The following is an 18,585-nucleotide window of genomic DNA, read 5'->3' as shown; positions in this document are numbered from 1 at the left end:
ACCCCTCAGGCCGCGCCGGCCGCCGTCGCCCTGCGGTCCAGGTCCGTCATCAGCAGGTCGCCGTTGACCATGGCCGCCGCCCGGTAGCCGCCGCTCGCCGCGTTCACCACCTGCTCGTGCGCGCCGATCGCGTTCCCGGCCGCCCAGACGCCCGGGACGCTCGTGCGGCCCGTCTCGTCCACCGTGACGAAGGTGCCGAACGGCGTCTCGTGCGTGGCCGCGCCGAGCGCCGTGAGCAGTCCGTCGCGGGGCACGGTCCGGGTCCCGACGAACACCACCTCGCGGGCCACGACCCGCCCGTCCGCCATGCGTACGCCCGTGATCCGGTCCTCCTCGACCACCAGCCCGGCGACCTCGCCCCTCACGACCGTCACACCGGCCGCCGCGAGTCGGGCCGTGTCCTCGGCCGAGGGCTCCGGGGCGGTGTGCAGGAAGAGGGTCACGTCGGCGGACCACTGCGAGACCATCAGCGCCTGGTGCGCGGGCATCACCGGGTGCGCGATCACGCCGAAGGCCCGGTCGCGCACCTCCCAGCCGTGGCAGTACGGGCAGTGGATCACGTCACGGCCCCAGCGCTCGGCGAGACCGTCGATCGCCGGCAGCTCGTCGACCAGACCGGTGGTGACGATCAGCCGGCGCGCGCGGACCACCCGCCCGTCCGCCAGACGCACAGCGAAGCCCTCGCCGGAGCCGCCGGTCGGGCTGCCGTCCGAGGTGCCGGACGGGCTGCTGTCCGAGGTGCCGGACGGGCTGCTGTCCGAGCTGCCGTCCGAGCCGAGGTCCGAGTCGCGGTCCGAACCGACTCCCGAAGCGAGTCCCGAAGTGGCTCCCGAACCGTCGTCCGCACCGCCAGTCGGCTGCCGCGTCACGGACGTGACCAAACCCTCCGTCCACTCCACTCCGTACCCGGCGATCTCCCGCCGCCCGGCCGCCAGGAAGTCGGCCGGGCTCATGCCGTCCAGGCCGAGATAGCCCTGCATGTGGCCGGCGGGCGCGTTGCGCGGCTCGCCCGCGTCGATCACCAGGGTGGTGCGCCGGGCCCGGCCGAGGACCAGGGCCGCGCTCAGGCCGGCCGCGCCGCCGCCGACCACCACCACGTCGTAGTCGGTCCGCGTGTTCCGCGTGCTCCCCATGTGCCGCGTGTTCTGCATGCTGTGTTCGCTCATGCCGCGAGGGTCACCCTTCGGCGCACGGTTGACAAACGAAGTTGCCGTTTCTGCAATGGGGGCATGACCGAAGACGCCCGCATCGAAGCCGTCCTCACCGAGGTCGGGCCCCGGCTCCGCCGCATCCGCAAGGAGCGCGGGGCGACGCTCGCCGAGCTGTCCACCGCCACCGGCATCTCGGTGAGCACGCTCTCGCGCCTGGAGTCGGGACAGCGCAAGCCCAGCCTGGAACTGCTGCTGCCGATCGCCCGTGCCCACCAGGTGCCGCTGGACGAGCTGGTCGGCGCCCCGCCGGTCGGCGACCCGCGCGTCAAGGCCCGGCCGATCGTCCGTCACGGCCGCACGATGTACCCGCTCACCCGCCAGCCCGGCGGCCTCCAGGCGTACAAGGTCGTCCAGGAACCCGGTTCCGAGGCGCCCGACCCGCGGGTCCACGAGGGCTACGAGTGGCTGTACGTGCTGTCCGGGCGGCTGCGCCTCGTGCTCGGTGAGCACGACGTGGTGCTCGGCGCCGGCGAGGCGGCCGAGTTCGACACCCGGGTGCCGCACTGGTTCGGCCCGGCGGGGGACCGGCCGGTGGAGTTCCTCAGCCTGTACGGGCCGCAGGGCGAGCGCATGCACGTACGGGCGCGCCCGAAGAGCTCCTGAAAATCCGACGGCGGCGGAAAGACGACTCGCGCGTCCGGTTCCGCGAGGCCAAGCGACCGCTTAGTATGCCGTGGACCACGCAGGACGGACGACGGCACCTGGAGGCCCGGATGCAGGCATGGCGAGTGCACGAGAACGGCGAACCGGGCGAGGTGATGCAGCTCGACGAGACCGACCGGCCCGTGCCCGGCGAGGGCCAGGTGCTGCTCAAGGTGCGCGCCACCGGCCTCAACTTCCCCGACGCGCTGCTGTGCCGGGGTCAGTACCAGGTGCGCCCGCCGCTGCCCTTCACCCCCGGCGTGGAGGTCTGCGCCGAGACCGAGGACGGCCGCCGCGTCATCGCGACGCCCGCACTGCCCTACGGCGGACTCGCCGAGTACGCGGTGGCCGACGCGGCCGCGCTGCTCCCGGCCCCCGAGGCGCTGGACGACGCCGAGGCCGCCGCCCTCCACATCGGCTACCAGACGGGCTGGTTCGGACTGCACCGCAGGGCCGCCCTGAAGGAGGGCGAGACCCTGCTCGTACACGCCGCCGCGGGCGGTGTCGGCAGCGCCGCCGTGCAGCTCGGCAAGGCGGCCGGCGCCACCGTCATCGGCGTCGTCGGCGGCGCCGACAAGGCCGCCGTCGCCCGCGAACTGGGCTGTGACACCGTCGTCGACCGGCATGCCGAGGACGTCGTCGCCGCCGTCAAGGAGGCCACCGGAGGCCGCGGCGCGGACGTGATCTACGACCCGGTCGGCGGCGCCGCCTACCAGCAGTCCGCCAAGGTCGTCGCCTTCGAGGGCCGGATCGTGGTCGTCGGCTTCGCCAGCGGCACCATTCCGAGCCCCGCCCTCAACCACGCCCTCGTGAAGAACTACGCGATCATCGGCCTGCACTGGGGCCTGTACAACCTGAAGGACCCGGCCGCCGTCCTCCGCTGCCACGAGACCCTCACCGAACTCGCCGCCAAGGGCCTGATCAAGCCGTACGTGAGCGAGCGCGTGCCCTTCGCCGGCGCGGCCGACGCCGTGCAGCGGCTCTCCGAGGGCGTCACCACCGGCCGGCTCGTCGTCCTCCCGGAAGGGGCCCGGGCATGACGCAGACCACGCTCGACGCCGCCGAACTCGTCGACCGCACCCGGCGCCTGCTCGCCGAGCACCCGCCCGCGACCACCGGCCGCACCGACTTCCTGCGCGCCCGCTTCGACGCCGGACTCGCCTGGGTGCACTACCCGGTGGGCCTCGGCGGTCTCGGCGCCCCGCGTTCGCTCCAGGCCGTCGTCGACGCCGAACTCGCCGCCGCCGGAGCCCCCGACAACGATCCCCGCCGGATCGGCATCGGCCTCGGCATGGCCGCCCCGACGCTGCTCGCCTACGGCTCCGAGGAGGTCAAGGAGCGCTTCCTGAGGCCGCTGTGGGTCGGCGAGGAGGTCTGGTGCCAGCTGTTCAGCGAGCCCGGCGCCGGCTCCGACCTCGCCGCCCTCGGCACCCGCGCGGTCCGCGACGGAGACGCGTGGGTCGTCAACGGGCAGAAGGTGTGGACGTCCAGCGCCCACGTGGCCCGCTGGGCGATCCTCATCGCCCGTACCGACCCCGACGTGCCCAAGCACCGGGGCATCACCTACTTCGTCTGCGACATGACCGACCCGGGCGTCGAGGTCAGGCCGCTGCGCCAGATCACCGGCGAGGCCGAGTTCAACGAGGTCTTCCTGACGAACGTCCGCATCCCCGACGCCCACCGCCTCGGCGAGGTCGGCGACGGCTGGCGCGTCGCCCAGACCACCCTCATGAACGAGCGGGTCTCCATCGGCGGCACCCGGCTGCCCCGCGAGGGCGGCATGATCGGCAAGGCGGCCGAGACCTGGCGGAACCGTCCCGACCTGCGCACCCACGACCTGCACCGCCGGCTGCTCGACCTGTGGGTGGACGCCGAGGTGGCCCGCCTCACCGGCGAACGGCTGCGCCAGCAGCTCGTCGCGGGCCAGCCGGGCCCCGAGGGCAGCGCCACGAAGCTCGGCTTCGCCCGGCTCAACCAGGCCATCAGCGCCCTGGAGGTCGAACTCCTCGGCGACGAGGGCCTGTTGTACGGCGACTGGGCGATGGTACGGCCGGACCTGGTCGACTTCACCGGCCGTGACGCGGGCTACCGCTATCTGCGCTCCAAGGGCAACTCGATCGAGGGCGGCACCACCGAGGTGCTGCTCAACATCGTGGCCGAACGGGTCCTGGGCCTGCCGCCCGAGCCCCGCAACGACAAGGACGTCGCCTGGAAGGACCTCGCCCGATGACGCGTCAGCCGGACCTGCTCTACTCCGAGACCGAGGACGACCTGCGGGCCGCCGTCCGCTCGCTGCTCGCCGACCGGGCCGATGCGCAGGCGGTGCTCGGCCGGATCGAGGACGAGCGCCCCTACCTCCCCGGACTGTGGGACGCCCTCGCGGGCGGGATGGGCGCCGCCGGACTGCTCGTCCCGGAGAAGCTGGGCGGCCAGGGCGCGAGCCACCGAGAGGCGGCCGTGGTCCTGGAGGAACTCGGCCGGGCGGTCACGCCGGCGCCGTACCTCACGAGCGCGGTGGTGGCGACCGGGACGCTGCTGGCGCTCGGCGCCGGAAGCGGCCCGGCGGCCGACCTGCTCGCCGGGCTGGCGAGCGGTGAACGCGTCGCCGTTCTGGCCGTGCCGTTCGCCACCGCACCCCGCACGGTGATCGACCCGGTCCGCCGCGTGCCCGCCGTCGCGGACGCCGCCGCGGCCGATGTCCTCCTCGTCCCGCGCCCCGACGGGCTGTACGCCGTCGACGCCCGGGACGCCGAGGTCACCCGGCAGTCCTCGCTCGACCTGACGCGCCCGCTGGCCGTCGTCGACACGCGCGGGGCCGCGGGTGTCCGGCTGGCGGACGCCGAGGCGGGGCGCGCCGCGGTCCGGCAGGGGCTCCTCGCGGGCGCCGGGCTGCTCGCCTCCGAGCAGCTGGGGATCGCCGAGTGGTGTCTGGAGGAGACCGTCCGGCACACCAGGGAGCGCCACCAGTTCAACCGGCCGGTCGGCTCCTTCCAGGCGCTGAAGCACCGGATGGCGCAGCTCTGGCTGGAGCTCGTGGGCGCCAGGGCGGCGGCCCGCGCCGCCGCCGACGCGCTCGCGACGGGCGCCCCGGACGCCGAGCTGACGGTCGCCGTCGCGCAGGCCTACTGCTCGAAGGCGGCCGTCCACGCGGCGGAGGAGTGCGTGCAGCTGCACGGCGGCATCGGCATGACCTGGGAGCACCCGGCGCACCTGGCGCTCAAGCGGGCGAAGTCCGCCTCGATCGCGCTGGGTTCGGCCGGCCGCCACCAGGACGCCGTCGCCGACCTGATGGACCTGCCGGCCCCGCGGTGAGCGTCCGCATCGCCCACCGAGGCGCCCGGTAAGGGGCCCATGTGTCCGCACCCCTTTACATACTGTTTTAATTGCGAAGTCTTCGCAATAACAGTTGATCTTCAAAAGGGGTGTGGACACCATGGCCAGGACGGCCGCCCGACCGGTCCGACGCGCGTCCGCCGCGCTACTCGCCGGGGCCACCGCCCTCACGGCGGCGGCCTGCTCGAACCCCGGCGGCGGCGCCGGACCCGGCGGCCCCCAGGACTCCGCCGTCGTCGGCATCGCCTTCGAGCCCGAGACCCTCAGCCCCCTCCTCGGCTACGGCAAGGACGGCAACTCCAAGATCTTCGACGGGCTCCTCGCCTTCGACGCCGGCATGAAGCTGCGGCCCGCGCTCGCCGCCGCGCTGCCCACCGTCAGCGCCGACGGCCTCACGTACACCTACAAGCTGCGCCAGGGCGTGACCTTCAGCGACGGAAAGCCCTTCACGGCCGAGGACGTCGTCTTCACCTACCGGACGATCCTCGACCCGCGGACCAACAACCCCTCACGGACCGAACTCGACGCCCTCAAGGACGTCAGGGCCACCGGCGATGACACCGTCGTCTTCACCCTCAAGTACCCCTACGCGCCCTTCGCCGAGCGCACCGTCCTCGCCATCGCACCCGAGCACGTCGCCGGCCGGCAGGACGTCAACACCGGCTCCTTCACCACCAGGCCGGTCGGCACCGGCCCGTACGTCCTCACCGGCTGGTCCAAGGGCGAGAAGCTCACCTTCCAGGCCAACCCGCGCTACTGGGGCGGCGCCCCGGCCGTGAAGAAGCTCACCATGGCCGTCGTCAAGGACGACGACGTCCGCGCCACCCGGCTGCGCGCCGGCGACCTCGACGCCGCGATCCTGCCGCCGAACCTCGCCGCCGGCTTCAAGGGCGACAAGACGAAGAAGACCTACACCGCCACGACCTACGACTACCGCACGGTCACCCTGCCCACGCACCACCGCGTCGCCGGCGACCCCGCCGTCCGCCGCGCCCTCGACGTCGCCGTCGACCGGCAGACCATGGTCGACAAGATCCTCGAAGGCGCGGGCCGCCCCGCCTACGGACCCGTCCCCACCGACAGCCCCTGGTTCGCCAAGGGCACCGAACGCCGCCACGACCTCGCCGGCGCGCGGAAGATCCTCGACGAGGCCGGATGGAAGCCCGGCCCCGACGGCGTCCGCGTGAAGAACGGCGTCCGCGCCGCCTTCCCGCTCTGGTACCTCTCCGGCGACCGGCTCCGCCAGGACCACGCCCTCGCCTACGCCTCCGACGCCAAGAAGGCCGGCATCGAGATCACCACCCAGGCCGGCACCTGGGAGGTCATCGAACCGCGGATGAAGACCGACGCGGTCCTCGCCGGCGGCGGCTCGCCCGGCGACCCCGACTTCGACCAGTACCTGCTCCTGAAGTCCACCCTCGGCGGCGACGGCTTCAACAACATGGCCTGGTACGACAACAAGACCGTCGACCGCGCCCTGGAGGACGGCCGCCGCACCGGCGACCCGGCCAGGCGCAAGGCCGCGTACGACACCGTCCAGCGCGAACTCGTCAAGAACCCCGGCTACACCTTCCTCACCCACGTCGACCACCTCTACGTCGTCAGCGACCGCTGGGACACCGCCACCGGCGGCCTCACCACCCAGGTCGAGCCGCACGACCACGGCCTCGGCTCCGGCCCCTGGTGGAACATCGAGGACTGGAAGCCCAAGAGCGGCGGAACGAGCGCGAAGTGAGCCGCCGCCTCCCCTGGGCGGCCATGACGCGGATGACGGGACGGCGCGCACTCGCCGCCGTCCCCGTCCTCCTCGGCGTCACCCTCGCGGTCTTTGCCGTCGCCGCCGCCTCCCCGTTCGACCCGGTCAAGGCCTACGCGGGCACCGCGGGACTCACCGCCTCGCAGGAGAACCTCGACCAGATCCGCGCCAACCTCGGCGTCGACCGGCCCTGGCCCACCCAGTGGTGGGACTGGCTCGGCCGGGCCGTCCAGGGCGACTTCGGCGACTCCGCCGTCATGCGCCTGCCCGTCGCCGACGTCATCGCCGAGCGGGTCGGCTGGTCCGCGCTGCTCGCCGCCACCGCCTTCCTCGTCGCCATCGCCCTCGGCACCACTCTCGGCGTGCTCGCCGGACGCCGCCGCGGCGGCCTCCTCGACCGCGCCGTCAGCTCGCTCGCGTACACCCTGGAAGCCGCCCCCGCCTTCTGGCTCGGCCTGCTCGCCATCTGGTTCTTCGCCCTGAAGCTCGGCGCGCTGCCGGCCGGCGGCCTCACCGACACCGCGAGCGACACCGTCACCGCCGGTCAGGTCGCCACCCACCTCGTGCTGCCCGCCCTGGTCCTCGGCATCTCCCAACTGCCCTGGTTCTTCCTGTACGTACGCCAGGGCGTCGGCGACGCCCTGGAGGAGGACCCGGTCCGCGGCGCCCGCGCCCGCGGCCTCGCCGAACGCACCGTCCTCACCGGCCACGCACTGCGCTCCGGCATGCTGCCCATGCTCACCCTCGTCGGCTCCCGCGTGCCCGAACTCATCACCGGAGCCCTGCTCGTGGAGACCGTCTTCAGCTGGCCCGGCATCGCCGCCGCCACCGTCCAGGCCGCCGTCTCCGCGGACTTCCCGCTGCTCGCCGCGCTCACCGTGCTCGCCACCGCCGCCGTGCTGCTCGGCAACCTCCTCTCCGACCTCCTCTACGGGCTCGCCGATCCCCGGGTGGGATTCGATGGCTGACACGCAGCGGGCGACCGCCCGCCGACGGCCCCGCGCCGCCGCTCCCGCCGACGCCACCCGCCGGATCCGGCTGTGGACCTCCGCCCTGATCCTCGGCGCCGTCGTCCTCGCCGTCCTCCTCGTCCCGCCGCTGGTGCGGCTCGACGAGCAGGCCGTCGACCTGGGACGGAAACTGCTGCCACCGTCCTGGGACCATCCCTTCGGCACCGACGACGTCGGCCGTGACCTGCTGCTCCGCTGCGTCTACGGGCTGCGCGTCTCGCTCCTCGTCGGCCTGGTCGCCGCCGTCGCCGCCACCGTCGTCGGCACGGCCGTCGGCGCCGCGGCCGGCGCGCTCGGCGGCCGCGCCGACCGCCTCGTCATGCGCGTCGTCGACGCGTTCTCGTCCGTGCCGCACCTGCTGCTCGGGATCTTCGTCGTCGCCATGTTCCGGCCCGGCGTCTGGCCGGTGATCGTCTCCGTGGCGCTCACCCACTGGCTCTCCACCGCCCGGATCGTCCGCTCCGAAGTCCTCTCGCTGCGCTCCCGGCCCTTCGTCGACGCGGCGATCTCCGGCGGCGCGTCGCGGTGGCGGATCGCCGTGCGGCACCTGCTGCCCGCCGTGCTGCCGCAGGCCGGACTGGCCGCCGTCCTCATGGTGCCGCACGCCATGTGGCACGAGTCGGCGCTGTCCTTCCTCGGGCTCGGCCTGCCCAGCCACCAGGCCAGCCTCGGCAACCTGGTGCAGGGCGCACGCTCCTCGCTGCTCGCCGGCGACTGGTGGCCGACCCTCTTCCCCGGCCTCTTCCTGATCGTGCCGACGCTCGCCGTCGCCGGCCTCGCCGGCGTCTGGCGCGACCGGCTCAACCCGCGCCGCCGATCGGAGCTGATGCTGTGACCGCCCCTGACGCCCACCTCGTACGGGCGCTCGAAGCCGTCAGCGCCGAACGCGCCGCGGACGCCGTCCTCAGCGTCCGCGGACTCACCGTCCGCTTCCGCATGCGCGGCGGCCGGAGCGTCGCGGCCGTCACCGACGCCGACTTCGACCTCGCGGCGGGGGAGTGCCTGGCCCTCGTCGGCGAAAGCGGCTGCGGCAAGTCCGTCCTCGCCTCCGCCCTCCTCGGCCTGCTCCCCGGCAACGCGGAAACGGAGGGCACGGCCCTCCTGACGACCCCGGCCGGCCCGGGGCGGCCCGACCGGGGCCGGCCGGGGCCGGACCGGGGCCGGCACGACGGCGGCGGCCGACACGACGCCGGCGGCCGGCAGGACGGTCGTCCGCGGGGCGACCGTCCGCAGGACGTCCTCGACCTGCTCGCCGTCGGCGAGCGGACGCTCGCCCGGGCCGTACGGGGGCGGCGGATCGGCCTCGTACCGCAGAGCCCGGCCGCCCATCTCACCCCGGTGCGCACCGTACGGGCCCACCTGGAGGAGACCGTGCGGGCCCTCACCGACACCCCGCGGCGCGAGCGGCGTGCCGCGGCGGAAGCCGCCGCCGAGCGAGCCGCGTTCCCCGCCGGGCACCTCGACCGCTACCCGCACGAACTCTCCGGCGGCCTCGCCCAGCGCGCCGCCACCGCCCTCGCCCTCGTCGGCGACGCGCCGCTGCTGCTCGCCGACGAACCCACCACCGGACTCGACCGCGAGCTCGTCGACCGCACCGCCGACGAACTCCGGCGCCACGCCGACCGCGGCAAGGCGCTGCTGCTCATCACGCACGACCTGGCGGCCGCCCGCCGGGTGGCCGACCGGGTGGCCGTCATGTACGCCGGACGCATCGTCGAGATCGCGCCCGCGGCCCGCTTCTTCGGCGAGCCCGGACCCCGGCACCCGTACGCACGCGGACTCCTCGACGCCCTGCCGGAGCGCGAGTTCACGCCCATCCCCGGACTGCCGCCCGCACTGTCCGACCTGCCCGAGGGCTGCGCCTTCGCCCCGCGCTGCGCCCGGGCGAGCGCGGCCTGCGCGGTGCGGCCGGAGTTCCTCGCGGGCGCCGCCTGCCACCATCCCCTGGGAGCGACCCGTGCTTGAACTGCACTCCGTCACCGCCGGATACGAGCGCCGCACCCCGGTCTTCCGCGACGTCTCCCTCACCGTCGCCGCCGGCGAGTCCGTCGGCCTGCTCGGCCCCAGCGGCTGCGGCAAGTCCACCCTGGCCCGGGTCGCCGCGCTGCTGCACCGCCCCGACGCGGGCCGGGTCGTCCTCGACGGCACCCCGGTACGGGCCTGGCGCCACCGTGCCCCGCGCGCACAACGCACCGCGATCGGCGTGGTCTTCCAGCAGCCGCGGCTCTCCGCCGACCCGCGGCTGCGCCTCGCCGACCTCGTCGCCGAGCCGCTGCGGGCCACCGGGCGACGCGGCGAGATCCCCGCGCGGCTCGCCGAACTGCTGCCCGCGGTCGGCCTCACCGAGGACCTGCTCGGCCGCCGCCCGCACGAGGTCAGCGACGGGCAGCTGCAACGCGCCTGCCTGGCCCGCGCCCTGGTGCTGCGCCCCCGCTGGCTGGTCTGCGACGAGATGACCGCGATGCTCGACGCTTCCACGACCGCGGCCCTGGTCGCCGCCGTCGAGGCCTACCGCGCCGAGACCGGCGCCGGACTGCTCGCCGTCGGCCACGACCGGGTGCTCCTGGAACGCTGGTGCGACCGCACGGTCCACTGGACGGAACTGACAGAAGCCCTGGCCAGCGCCTGAGGAACGGCCTGCTCCGGAAAGTCACCCGGATGGCCGCCCTGCCATACCGCCGTCCGGATCGTCCCTTACGTCACACTGTCCGCCGAACGCCGCAATTCCCGTGCGGCGCGAGGAGGGTGAGTCCGGTGGCCATTTCCGTTTCCGTCGTCATGCTGCTGCTGATCCTGGCGGTGATCTTCCTCCGCAACGGAGGCCTGAAGTTCTCGCACGCCATCGTCTGCGCCCTGCTCGGCTTCTTCCTGGCGAGCACCAGCATGGCCCCCACCATCCAGAACGGCGTCGCCGCCACCGCCAACGTGGTGTCCAGCCTGAAGCCCTGAGGGCCGAAGCCCCGAGCCTCGACCTCTGAGCCCCGACCTCGGCGCGCAGCAGCGTTTCAAGGTCATGAAGTGCCCGTGAATCCGGGCGCACTTCCATGTACATCTCACGCACTCGGGCCTAGCGTCGGCCGCCGGCGCGACCTTCGCACGGACCCGAGGAGCCGCATTGACCACCCGACCGCCCCGTAGGCGAACCCGCGCACTCGCGCTGATCGCCGCGGTGGGCGCGACCGCCCTCGCGCTCGCCACGCCCGCCGCCCTCGCCGACGAGATACCGCTCGCCCCGGGCCACCGGCTCGTCGACCACTACGACGGCGCCCCCGCCACCGCACGGCCGGTCCCCGGCGAAGCCCCGCCCCAGCACCCGTATCTCGCCCCCAACGGCCGCAGCGGCATGCACGCCGACGCCGCGGGCAGCGGCACCCACCCCTACTCCGGGCCGCTGGGCCGCGACCCGAAGGTGGACAGCGAGAAGATCGCCGCGCTCGGCGGCGAGTGCGCCACCGTCACCTTCGACGCCGGCGGCCGGCTCGTCACCGTCTGCGGCACCTTCAACGGCTTCCTGCTCAAGCTGCTCGACCCGCGCACCCTCGACACCCTCGCCGAGTACCAGCTGCCGCAGCGCTCCTCGACCGTCGAGGCCATCACCCGCCTCGACTTCGAGAAGATTTTCAAGGACACCTCCGGCGGCGCCTACTTCTACCTCGACGACCGCGACCGCGTCGTGCTCGCCGACTCCCGCCAGCACGTCCTGCGCATCGCGCACCGCCGGCAGGCGGACGGGGACTGGGAGTTCGTGGTCGAGGACGACTGGGACCTGACGCCGCTCGTCCCGCACGACTGCGTCAGCTGGACCAACCTCTTCCCGAGCGGCGTCTGCGACCCCGTCACCTCCGTCATGCCCGACTGGCAGGGCCGCATCTGGTGGGTCACCCGCCTCGGCCGGGTCGGCACGGTCGACCCCGCCACCGGCGCGCTGCGCGCCGTCCGGCTCGACGGCGAGGAGATCCAGAACTCCTTCTCCGTCGCCGAGGACGGCGTCTCCATCGTCTCCGACCACGCCCTCTACAGCTTCCGCGCCGACGCCGACGGAACTCCCCGCGTCCAGTGGCGGCAGACCTACGACCGCGGCACCGGCACCAAACCCGGCTCGGTGAACCAGGGTTCGGGCACGACGCCCGACCTCTTCGGGCAGCGCGGCGCCCGCTACGTCGCCATCACCGACAACGCCGACGACCGGATGAACGTGCTCGTCTACCGGCGCGGTACGGACGTTGCCGAGGCCGACCGCCTCGTCTGCAAGGTCCCGGTCTTCGGCGCCGGCGCCTCCACCACCGACAACTCCCTGATCAGCTGGGGCGACAGCCTCGTCGTCGAGAACAACTACGGCTACGAGAACCCCACGTCGCTGACCTTCGGCCGCAGCGTCGTCGGCGGCGTCACCCGCATCGACGTCCGCCCCGACGGCAGCGGCTGCGACACCGTCTGGGAGAGCGACGTCCGCTCGCCGTCCACCGTGCCGAAGCTCTCCACCGCGAACGGCCTGCTCTACTTCTACGAGAAGCGCCCCCACCCCCTCGGCATCGACGCCTGGTACCTCACGGCCGTCGACTTCCGCACCGGCGAGCGCGCCTGGTCCCGCCTCACCGGCACCGGTCCCGCCTACGACAACAACTGGGCACCGATCACCATCGGCCCGGACGGCACCGCCTACGTCGGCGTGTTCAACGGCATCGTCTCCGTCCGCGACGGCGGCTGAGGCCGCACGCACGGGTGCCCGGGACCTGCGCGGTCCCGGGCACCCGCATCCCGTGGGGGCTCTGCGGAGATCACTCCATCTCGGGCATCTCACCGACCGTCGTCCGCACGTCGATCACCGCGAACGCCGCGCCCTGCGGGTCGAGCAGGGCCGCGAAACGGCCGAAGGGGCTGTCCATCGGGCCGAAGACCTTGCGGCCGCCCGCCGCCTCCGCCGCCTCGACGGCCTTGTCGCAGTTGTCGACGGCGAAGTAGATCTGGATGTACGCGGGGATCTCGGCCGGGAAGTCGTCCGCGGTCATCACCATGCGGCCGAGCACCGGGTCGGCACCCAGGTCGAAGACCCGGTAGTCCATGTGCTCGTCCTTGATCTTCTTCGAGGCGAAGCCGAAGACCTCCGTGTAGAACGCGTCGGCCTTCGCCGGCTCACGCGTGAACACCTCGGCCCAGACGTAGCTGCCCGCCTCGCCCTGCAGCTCGAAGCCCTCGTGGACACCGGCCTGCCACACGCCGAACACACAGCCCGTCGGGTCCTGCGCGAGGCACATCGAGCCGAAGTCGCCCACCTGCATGGGCTCCATCAGCAGCGTGCCGCCCGCGCCCTTGATCTTCTCGGCGGTGGCGGCGACGTCGGGCGAGGCGAAGTACAGACACCAGGCCGAGTGCGTCTCGCCGTCCTGGTCGGGCATCGGCGGGACGACCGCCGCGACCGCCTTGCCGTTCTTGTACGCCTGGGTGTAGTTCCCGTACTCCGAGGCGGACTCGCCGAAGGTCCAGCCCAGCACGTCGCCGTAGAACGACTTCGCACCCTCGATGTCGGTGAACATCGCGTCGGCCCAGCACGGCGAGCCCTCAGGTCGTGGGGTCATGACGATGACTCTCTTCCGGATCGTTGACGTCGTTGTCTCCAGGCCACGCTAGCCACGTCCGACCCGCTCCGCTCGGTGACGCACGGTGACGGACGGACGTTCGAGTGAACGCTCAGCGACGGTACTCCCGCGCGTGCGGGAACAGCTCCTTCACCAGCGTCCAGAACACCGGGAAGTCGGGGATGTCCTTCGCCTCGCGGGCCCAGCGGCCCGCGCCGGCCGTCCGCACCACGACCAGGCCGTCCCCGCGCCACTCGCAGCCGCGCACCCGCTCCCACGGCGCCGTGCCCGACGGCAGCGCGATGCCCCGGCCGTCCACCGCGACCTCACCGAACGTGACCCTCTCACCCGCCTCCAGGGCGGTCACGGCGGGCGGCAGCGCGCGGCGCACGGTCTCGTCCAGGACGATCTGGGCCAGTTCGCGGATCTGCGAGTCCGCGGGCCGCGCCACCCTCTCCTCGTTCAGGAACCCGCCCACGGTCACCCCCTGCCCCGCGCCCGTCAGCAGCCGGTACGCGTAGTGCGTGCCCGTGTAGCCGCCGTTCACATAGGTGCGGGTGACGTCCTGGTGCATCGCCGTAACGGCCCGCCAGGGCACCGCCCGCGCGGCGCCGCCCTCACCGGGGCAGACCAGGCCCCGCTCGTACAGGTACACGTATTCCTTGGGCCGAAGCCCCGCCGGCGGCGGCCGGAAGGAGCGCCACAGGAACCAGCCGAGCACGCCGAACGGCACCAGTAACAGCGGCACGCCGAGCCAGGCCCCCACGAGACGGGTGGCGACCGCCGGGAGCGCGAGACCCGCCGCCCCCAGGAGGAGCAGGAGCAGCGTCCGGCGGCGTCGCCGCCCCGGCCGCGCCGCCGCCCGCGCGTCGTCGCAGTGCCGGGCCCGGAAAGCCCGTAAGTAGACACCCAGTCCCGCCTCGCGCGCGGCGCGCGTCGCCGCCTCACCCGGCGGAGGCACCGTCGCCCGGTCGAGTCCCCGGTCGCGTCGCTCCATTGCGCATCCCCCCGACGGCATGATGTCAGCGGTGCCGGGGCCGTGCCAGGGTGTCGGCGGCGTCGGCGAGCCGATCGGTGTCCGCGAGCTCAACGGCGCGGCGTCACGTCGTAACGGTGGAAGGGGCCCTGGGGCAGCGGCAGTTCGGGCCGCCAGAACCGGAGGGCCTGGGCGGAGGGCACGAACAGGGCGTCGGGCAGCCGGTCCGGCGCGAACCACTCCCAGCGCTCGATCTTGTCGGGCTCGGCGACGGCCGGGGTGCCCGTGTGGGCGTGGACCACCGTCGCCGCCGTCAGCCGGGTCAGCTCGGCGGAGGTCTCGCTGTCGAGGACCAGACCGATCACGGACACGTCGGCCGGGTCGGCGACGAGCGTCGTCTCCTCGGCGAGTTCGCGCGCGGCGGCCTGCTCGATGGACTCGCCCGGGTCGACCTTGCCGCCGGGCAGCTCCCAGACTCCGGAGCGGTGCAGCCCGAGCAGGACGCGGCCGGCCGCGTCCGTCACCACGACACCCGCGCCCAGGGAGGCCTGGGCCGCGGGCGGCACGACGTTGCGGTGGGCGGGGTCGGTCATGATGTCTCCTCGTACGGGGCCGGGGCCGGTGCGCCTCCCACCCAACACCATGGCATCGACAGCCCCGTGCCCTTCGTACGCCTGCGGCCTATTGTCTGTCCGGCGGACCACGGCCGGGTCCGCGGCGCCGGACACCCCCTAGAGGACCGCGATCCCCAGCGGCCGGGATCCGGCGGCGAGCCGGTGCGAGGAGCCGTCCGTCAGGTCGACGACGGTCAGGCCGTCCCAGTACCCGTCGCGGGTGAAGCCGCCCGTCACGTAGGCGGTGCGGCCGTCGTCGGACACCGCGACGTCCTCGTGCGGGCCGTCCAGCGGGAAGACCCGCTCGGTGCCGTCCGGCGCCCGGACGGTGAGCGAGGGGCCGCGGTCGGTGGCGGGGTCGACGGGGCCCGTGCCGACGGTGAGAAGGGTGCCGTCGGGTGTGATCGTCGTGCCGTGCTGGTGGGTGTTCGCCGTCATCCGCAGGACCTCGGAGCGGCCGGTGGCCGGGTCGACCACCACGAGCCTCTCGCCCTCGAACGGGAGCAGCAGGCGTCCGTCGGAGGGGCGCACCGCCGTGTAGTGCGGCTTCAGCCAGGAGCCGAGCCCGCCCTCGGTGCCGTACGGGGCCACCTCGATCCGGCGGGTGCTCAGGCCGTCCGCCCGTACCACGGTGACGTCGAAGGAGTCGTGGTTCGTCGCGTACACCTCGGAGCCGTCGCGTGAGACGTCCACGTCGAAGGGCCGCCGGCCGACCGGGACCCGGTCGGTGACCTTCAGGGCGGCGGTGTCGATCACCTCCAGGGCGCCGTTGCCGCCGGGCACGTTGACGCCGACGTACACCCGTCGTCCGTCGGGGGAGAGCGCGATGCCCATGCCGCCGCCCCGGTACTCGCCCGTCGTGGCGGGGCCGGTCGCCGTGCGGTACGGCACGAGGGCGAGGCGCGTCCGTGTCTTCGTGTCCACGACGGCGACGCCCTCGGCGGTGGCGACCCAGGCGCGGCCGTCGGCGCCGACGACGAGCCCGTACGGGGCGGTTCCGACCTCGACGGAGGCGAAGGCGCCGCGGGCCGGGTCGACGAAGGTGACGGTGTCGGAGCCGAAGTCGGTGACGAGGAGGGTGCCGGAGGGAGTGACGCCGCTCGTCGTGCCGGAGCCTGCTCGGGAGCCCGAGGGGGAGGGCGGGGCCGTGGCCGGGCGGCTCTCGGCGGATCGTGGGGGCTCGCCGGAACGGGTGGGCTCGGCGGACCGGGTGGGCTCGCCGCCGCTCTGCGCGCAGCCCGCGAGCAGCGCGACGGAGGCGGCCAGCACGGCGAGGGCGCGGCTTCGGTTGCGGCTTCGGTTCATCGGGCGGCTCCCAGGAAGTCGGGCGGTCGGGCGGGCGGGTGCGGCCCCGTCTTCCATGCTCGGGCCGTTCTCGGCCGCCCGAGTCAGCCGATCGGCTGACCCGGGCGTCGGCGCCTCGTACGACCCGGTCGCGACCGCCCGGCACGGCTGCGGCATACTGACGCCCCCTCGATCAACAAAATGTTTAAGGAGGAGTCTTGGCCGCCAGTTTCAAGACGGTCATCGAGGTGGCCCCGGCCCACCTCGGTCAGGCGGAGGCCCTGGCCCGCGCCTTCCAGGAGGCCATCGCCCCAGCCACCGTCAACTTCGACTTCGACCACATCCGCGACGCCGCAGCCGCCATCCCCGACAGCGACATCGTGCGGATGGTCCGCGGCTGGGGCCTCCAGGACGAGGCCCCCGTCCTGGTGATGGTCCTCTCCCTCAAGGAGGCGGTGCGCCAGGCGCTGCCCGCCGAGGCGGCGGAAGCCGCGTTCTGGGAGACGATCGAGCGCGAGCTCGTCAGCGCGTTCACGGGCCTCGCCGAACAGGAGGGCCTGCCGGGCCTCTCGTACTACGAGGAGGGCCCGGACAGCACCCGCTACTACCGTGACGTGTTCTTCGCCCTCCAGGACGAGGAGACGGGCGCGTACCTGTACGCCGTCGCCTTCTGCATCGACGTCACGATCGGCCGCGACAAGGCCCGCGTCGGAACCCTGGGCATGACCGACACCGTGCCGTTCGCGATCCGGCTCAACGCGATCGTGGTCCGCCAGGACCTGGCCCTCACCACCGCCTGACCAAGCCGCGACCGTGCCAGGCCCGCCGTCCCGGGCCGTGGTCAACCGCCCTACCGGAAGGTAGCGTCCGTGCCGGAAGTCTGGCAGGGACACGGCGAGGGCGAGCGCGCCGGTGAGCGCGCGGGCGAGTGCGAGGGTGAGGGACACCGATGAACCAGCGGTTCGGCGACTACCAGAACGAGATCTACCTCAACGGGCTCTTCGGCACCCTGCCCAGGCTCCCGATGGACTTCGCCGGGCTCGAACGACGTGCCGAGGCCGCGCTGCCGCCCTCCGTCTGGTCGTACGTCGCCGGCGGCGCGGGCGACGAGAGCACCCAGCGGGCCAACACCGAGGCCTTCCGGCGCTGGGGCCTGATACCCCGGATGATGGTCGGCGCCGACCGACGCGACCTCTCCGTCGAGCTGTTCGGGCTCCACCTGCCCACCCCGCTGCTCATGGCGCCGGTCGGCGTCATCGGCCTGTGCGCCCAGGACGGACACGGCGACCTCGCCACCGCGCGCGCCGCCGCCCGCACCGGCGTCCCGATGATCGCCTCCACGCTGAGCGTCGACCCGCTGGAGGACGTCGCCGCCGCGTCCGGCGACACCCCGGGCCTCTTCCAGCTGTACACCCCGACCGACCGCGCCCTCGCCGAGAGCCTGGTCCACCGGGCCGAGGCGGCCGGCTACCGAGGCATCGTGGTCACCCTCGACACCTGGGTCACCGGCTGGCGCCCCCGCGACCTCGCCGCCGGCAACTTCCCCCAGCTGCGCGGCCACTGCCTGGCCAACTACACCTCCGACCCCGTCTTCCGGGCCCGGCTCGCCAAGACACCCGAAGAGGACCCACAGGCCGCCGTCCTCGAGTGGACCGGCATCTTCGGCAAGCCGCTGACGTGGCCCGACCTGCCGTGGCTGCGCTCGCTCACCGAACTTCCCCTGATCCTCAAGGGCATCTGCCACCCGGAGGACGTCCGCCGGGCCAGGGACGGCGGCGTCGACGGCATCTACTGCTCCAACCACGGCGGCCGCCAGGCCAACGGCGGCCTGCCCGCCCTCGACGCGCTGCCGGAGGTGGTCGCCGCCGCCGACGGACTGCCCGTGCTCTTCGACTCGGGCGTCCGCAGCGGCGCCGACGTGGTCAAGGCGCTGGCGCTCGGCGCCACCGCCGTCGCCGTCGGGCGGCCGTACGCCTACGGCCTGGCCCTCGACGGCACCGACGGCATCGTCCACGTGCTGCGCTCGCTGCTCGCCGAGGCCGACCTGATCATGGCCGTCGACGGCTACCCGACCCTGGCCGACCTGCGCGCGGAGGGTGCGCTGCGCAGGCTCTGAGCGGGCGGAGCGGAGCCGCGGCGCGGCGCGGTGCGGGGCAGCGCGGGGCAGTACGGTGCCGCGCTGT

At 73.8% G+C, this 18,585-nt stretch carries 18 protein-coding genes; 13 read left to right on the top strand and 5 right to left on the bottom strand.

The window, feature by feature from the left end; translation table 11 throughout:
• Nucleotides 1-5: 5 nt before the first annotated feature.
• Entirely contained in the window at nucleotides 6-1,133 is a 1,128-nt protein-coding gene (locus ACFWJO_RS19030; protein ID WP_386866657.1) for an NAD(P)/FAD-dependent oxidoreductase, read from the bottom strand.
• Nucleotides 1,134-1,229: 96 nt separating this feature from the next.
• Between ACFWJO_RS19030 and ACFWJO_RS19025 the strand changes: the two genes are divergently transcribed.
• The 11 genes from ACFWJO_RS19025 (at nucleotide 1,230) to ACFWJO_RS18975 (ending at nucleotide 12,660) form a co-directional block, all read left to right on the top strand.
• Nucleotides 1,230-1,814, top strand: a complete 585-nt coding sequence (locus ACFWJO_RS19025) for a helix-turn-helix domain-containing protein (RefSeq protein ID WP_386866533.1) — start codon at nucleotides 1,230-1,232, stop codon at nucleotides 1,812-1,814.
• 110 nt (nucleotides 1,815-1,924) lie between these two features.
• Nucleotides 1,925-2,893 carry an NADPH:quinone oxidoreductase family protein gene (locus tag ACFWJO_RS19020; protein ID WP_386866531.1) on the top strand — a complete coding sequence of 323 codons (969 nt, stop codon included), beginning with the start codon at nucleotides 1,925-1,927 and terminating at the stop codon, nucleotides 2,891-2,893.
• A complete protein-coding gene (locus ACFWJO_RS19015; protein ID WP_386866529.1) occupies nucleotides 2,890-4,083 on the top strand; it encodes an acyl-CoA dehydrogenase family protein in 1,194 nt (397 codons plus the stop codon). Before ACFWJO_RS19020 ends, ACFWJO_RS19015 begins: the two co-directional genes overlap by 4 nt.
• Nucleotides 4,080-5,165: an acyl-CoA dehydrogenase family protein gene (locus ACFWJO_RS19010; RefSeq protein WP_386866527.1), complete on the top strand. Its 1,086-nt coding sequence runs from the start codon at nucleotides 4,080-4,082 to the stop codon at nucleotides 5,163-5,165. Before ACFWJO_RS19015 ends, ACFWJO_RS19010 begins: the two co-directional genes overlap by 4 nt.
• 121 nt (nucleotides 5,166-5,286) lie before the next feature.
• Entirely contained in the window at nucleotides 5,287-6,921 is a 1,635-nt protein-coding gene (locus tag ACFWJO_RS19005) for an ABC transporter substrate-binding protein (protein WP_386866525.1), read from the top strand.
• Nucleotides 6,918-7,910, top strand: a complete 993-nt coding sequence (locus ACFWJO_RS19000; protein ID WP_386866523.1) for an ABC transporter permease — start codon at nucleotides 6,918-6,920, stop codon at nucleotides 7,908-7,910. Before ACFWJO_RS19005 ends, ACFWJO_RS19000 begins: the two co-directional genes overlap by 4 nt.
• A complete protein-coding gene (locus ACFWJO_RS18995; protein WP_386866521.1) occupies nucleotides 7,903-8,787 on the top strand; it encodes an ABC transporter permease in 885 nt (294 codons plus the stop codon). Before ACFWJO_RS19000 ends, ACFWJO_RS18995 begins: the two co-directional genes overlap by 8 nt.
• Nucleotides 8,788-8,888: 101 nt before the next feature.
• Nucleotides 8,889-9,917 carry an oligopeptide/dipeptide ABC transporter ATP-binding protein gene (locus ACFWJO_RS18990; protein WP_386866655.1) on the top strand — a complete coding sequence of 343 codons (1,029 nt, stop codon included), beginning with the start codon at nucleotides 8,889-8,891 and terminating at the stop codon, nucleotides 9,915-9,917.
• Nucleotides 9,910-10,581, top strand: coding sequence for an ABC transporter ATP-binding protein (locus tag ACFWJO_RS18985; RefSeq protein ID WP_386866519.1), 672 nt, complete (start codon nucleotides 9,910-9,912; stop codon nucleotides 10,579-10,581). Before ACFWJO_RS18990 ends, ACFWJO_RS18985 begins: the two co-directional genes overlap by 8 nt.
• A gap of 125 nt (nucleotides 10,582-10,706) precedes the next feature.
• Nucleotides 10,707-10,901, top strand: a complete 195-nt coding sequence (locus ACFWJO_RS18980; protein ID WP_384409353.1) for a hypothetical protein — start codon at nucleotides 10,707-10,709, stop codon at nucleotides 10,899-10,901.
• 166 nt (nucleotides 10,902-11,067) lie between these two features.
• On the top strand, nucleotides 11,068-12,660 hold the full coding sequence (locus tag ACFWJO_RS18975; protein WP_386866517.1) for a hypothetical protein: 1,593 nt from the start codon (nucleotides 11,068-11,070) through the stop codon (nucleotides 12,658-12,660).
• A 70-nt stretch (nucleotides 12,661-12,730) separates the two neighbouring features.
• Here the strand turns inward: ACFWJO_RS18975 and ACFWJO_RS18970 are convergent, their stop codons facing one another.
• From ACFWJO_RS18970 to ACFWJO_RS18955, 4 genes are all read right to left on the bottom strand, one after another.
• A complete protein-coding gene (locus tag ACFWJO_RS18970) occupies nucleotides 12,731-13,528 on the bottom strand; it encodes a VOC family protein (protein ID WP_386866515.1) in 798 nt (265 codons plus the stop codon).
• 112 nt (nucleotides 13,529-13,640) lie between these two features.
• Nucleotides 13,641-14,525 (bottom strand): DUF6585 family protein, encoded by an 885-nt coding sequence (locus tag ACFWJO_RS18965; RefSeq protein WP_386866513.1) that lies wholly within the window; start codon nucleotides 14,523-14,525, stop codon nucleotides 13,641-13,643.
• Nucleotides 14,526-14,614: 89 nt separating this feature from the next.
• Nucleotides 14,615-15,097, bottom strand: coding sequence for an NUDIX hydrolase (locus ACFWJO_RS18960; RefSeq protein WP_386866511.1), 483 nt, complete (start codon nucleotides 15,095-15,097; stop codon nucleotides 14,615-14,617).
• A 138-nt stretch (nucleotides 15,098-15,235) separates the two neighbouring features.
• Entirely contained in the window at nucleotides 15,236-16,423 is a 1,188-nt protein-coding gene (locus tag ACFWJO_RS18955; protein ID WP_386866509.1) for a beta-propeller fold lactonase family protein, read from the bottom strand.
• 197 nt (nucleotides 16,424-16,620) lie between these two features.
• On the opposite strand from ACFWJO_RS18955, the gene ACFWJO_RS18950 reads away from it, so the two are divergent.
• Complete coding sequence (locus ACFWJO_RS18950; protein ID WP_386866507.1) at nucleotides 16,621-17,202, top strand: Type-2Aa cytolytic delta-endotoxin; 582 nt, start codon at nucleotides 16,621-16,623, stop codon at nucleotides 17,200-17,202.
• Between the two features lie 149 nt (nucleotides 17,203-17,351).
• Nucleotides 17,352-18,518: an alpha-hydroxy-acid oxidizing protein gene (locus ACFWJO_RS18945; RefSeq protein ID WP_386866505.1), complete on the top strand. Its 1,167-nt coding sequence runs from the start codon at nucleotides 17,352-17,354 to the stop codon at nucleotides 18,516-18,518.
• Nucleotides 18,519-18,585 lie beyond the last annotated feature (67 nt).

Source organism: Streptomyces sp. NPDC127092, assembly GCF_042722475.1.
Taxonomy (GTDB): domain Bacteria; phylum Actinomycetota; class Actinomycetes; order Streptomycetales; family Streptomycetaceae; genus Streptomyces.
Note: the sequence above shows the minus strand (reverse complement) of the source record. Positions and strands in the feature narration are given on the sequence as shown.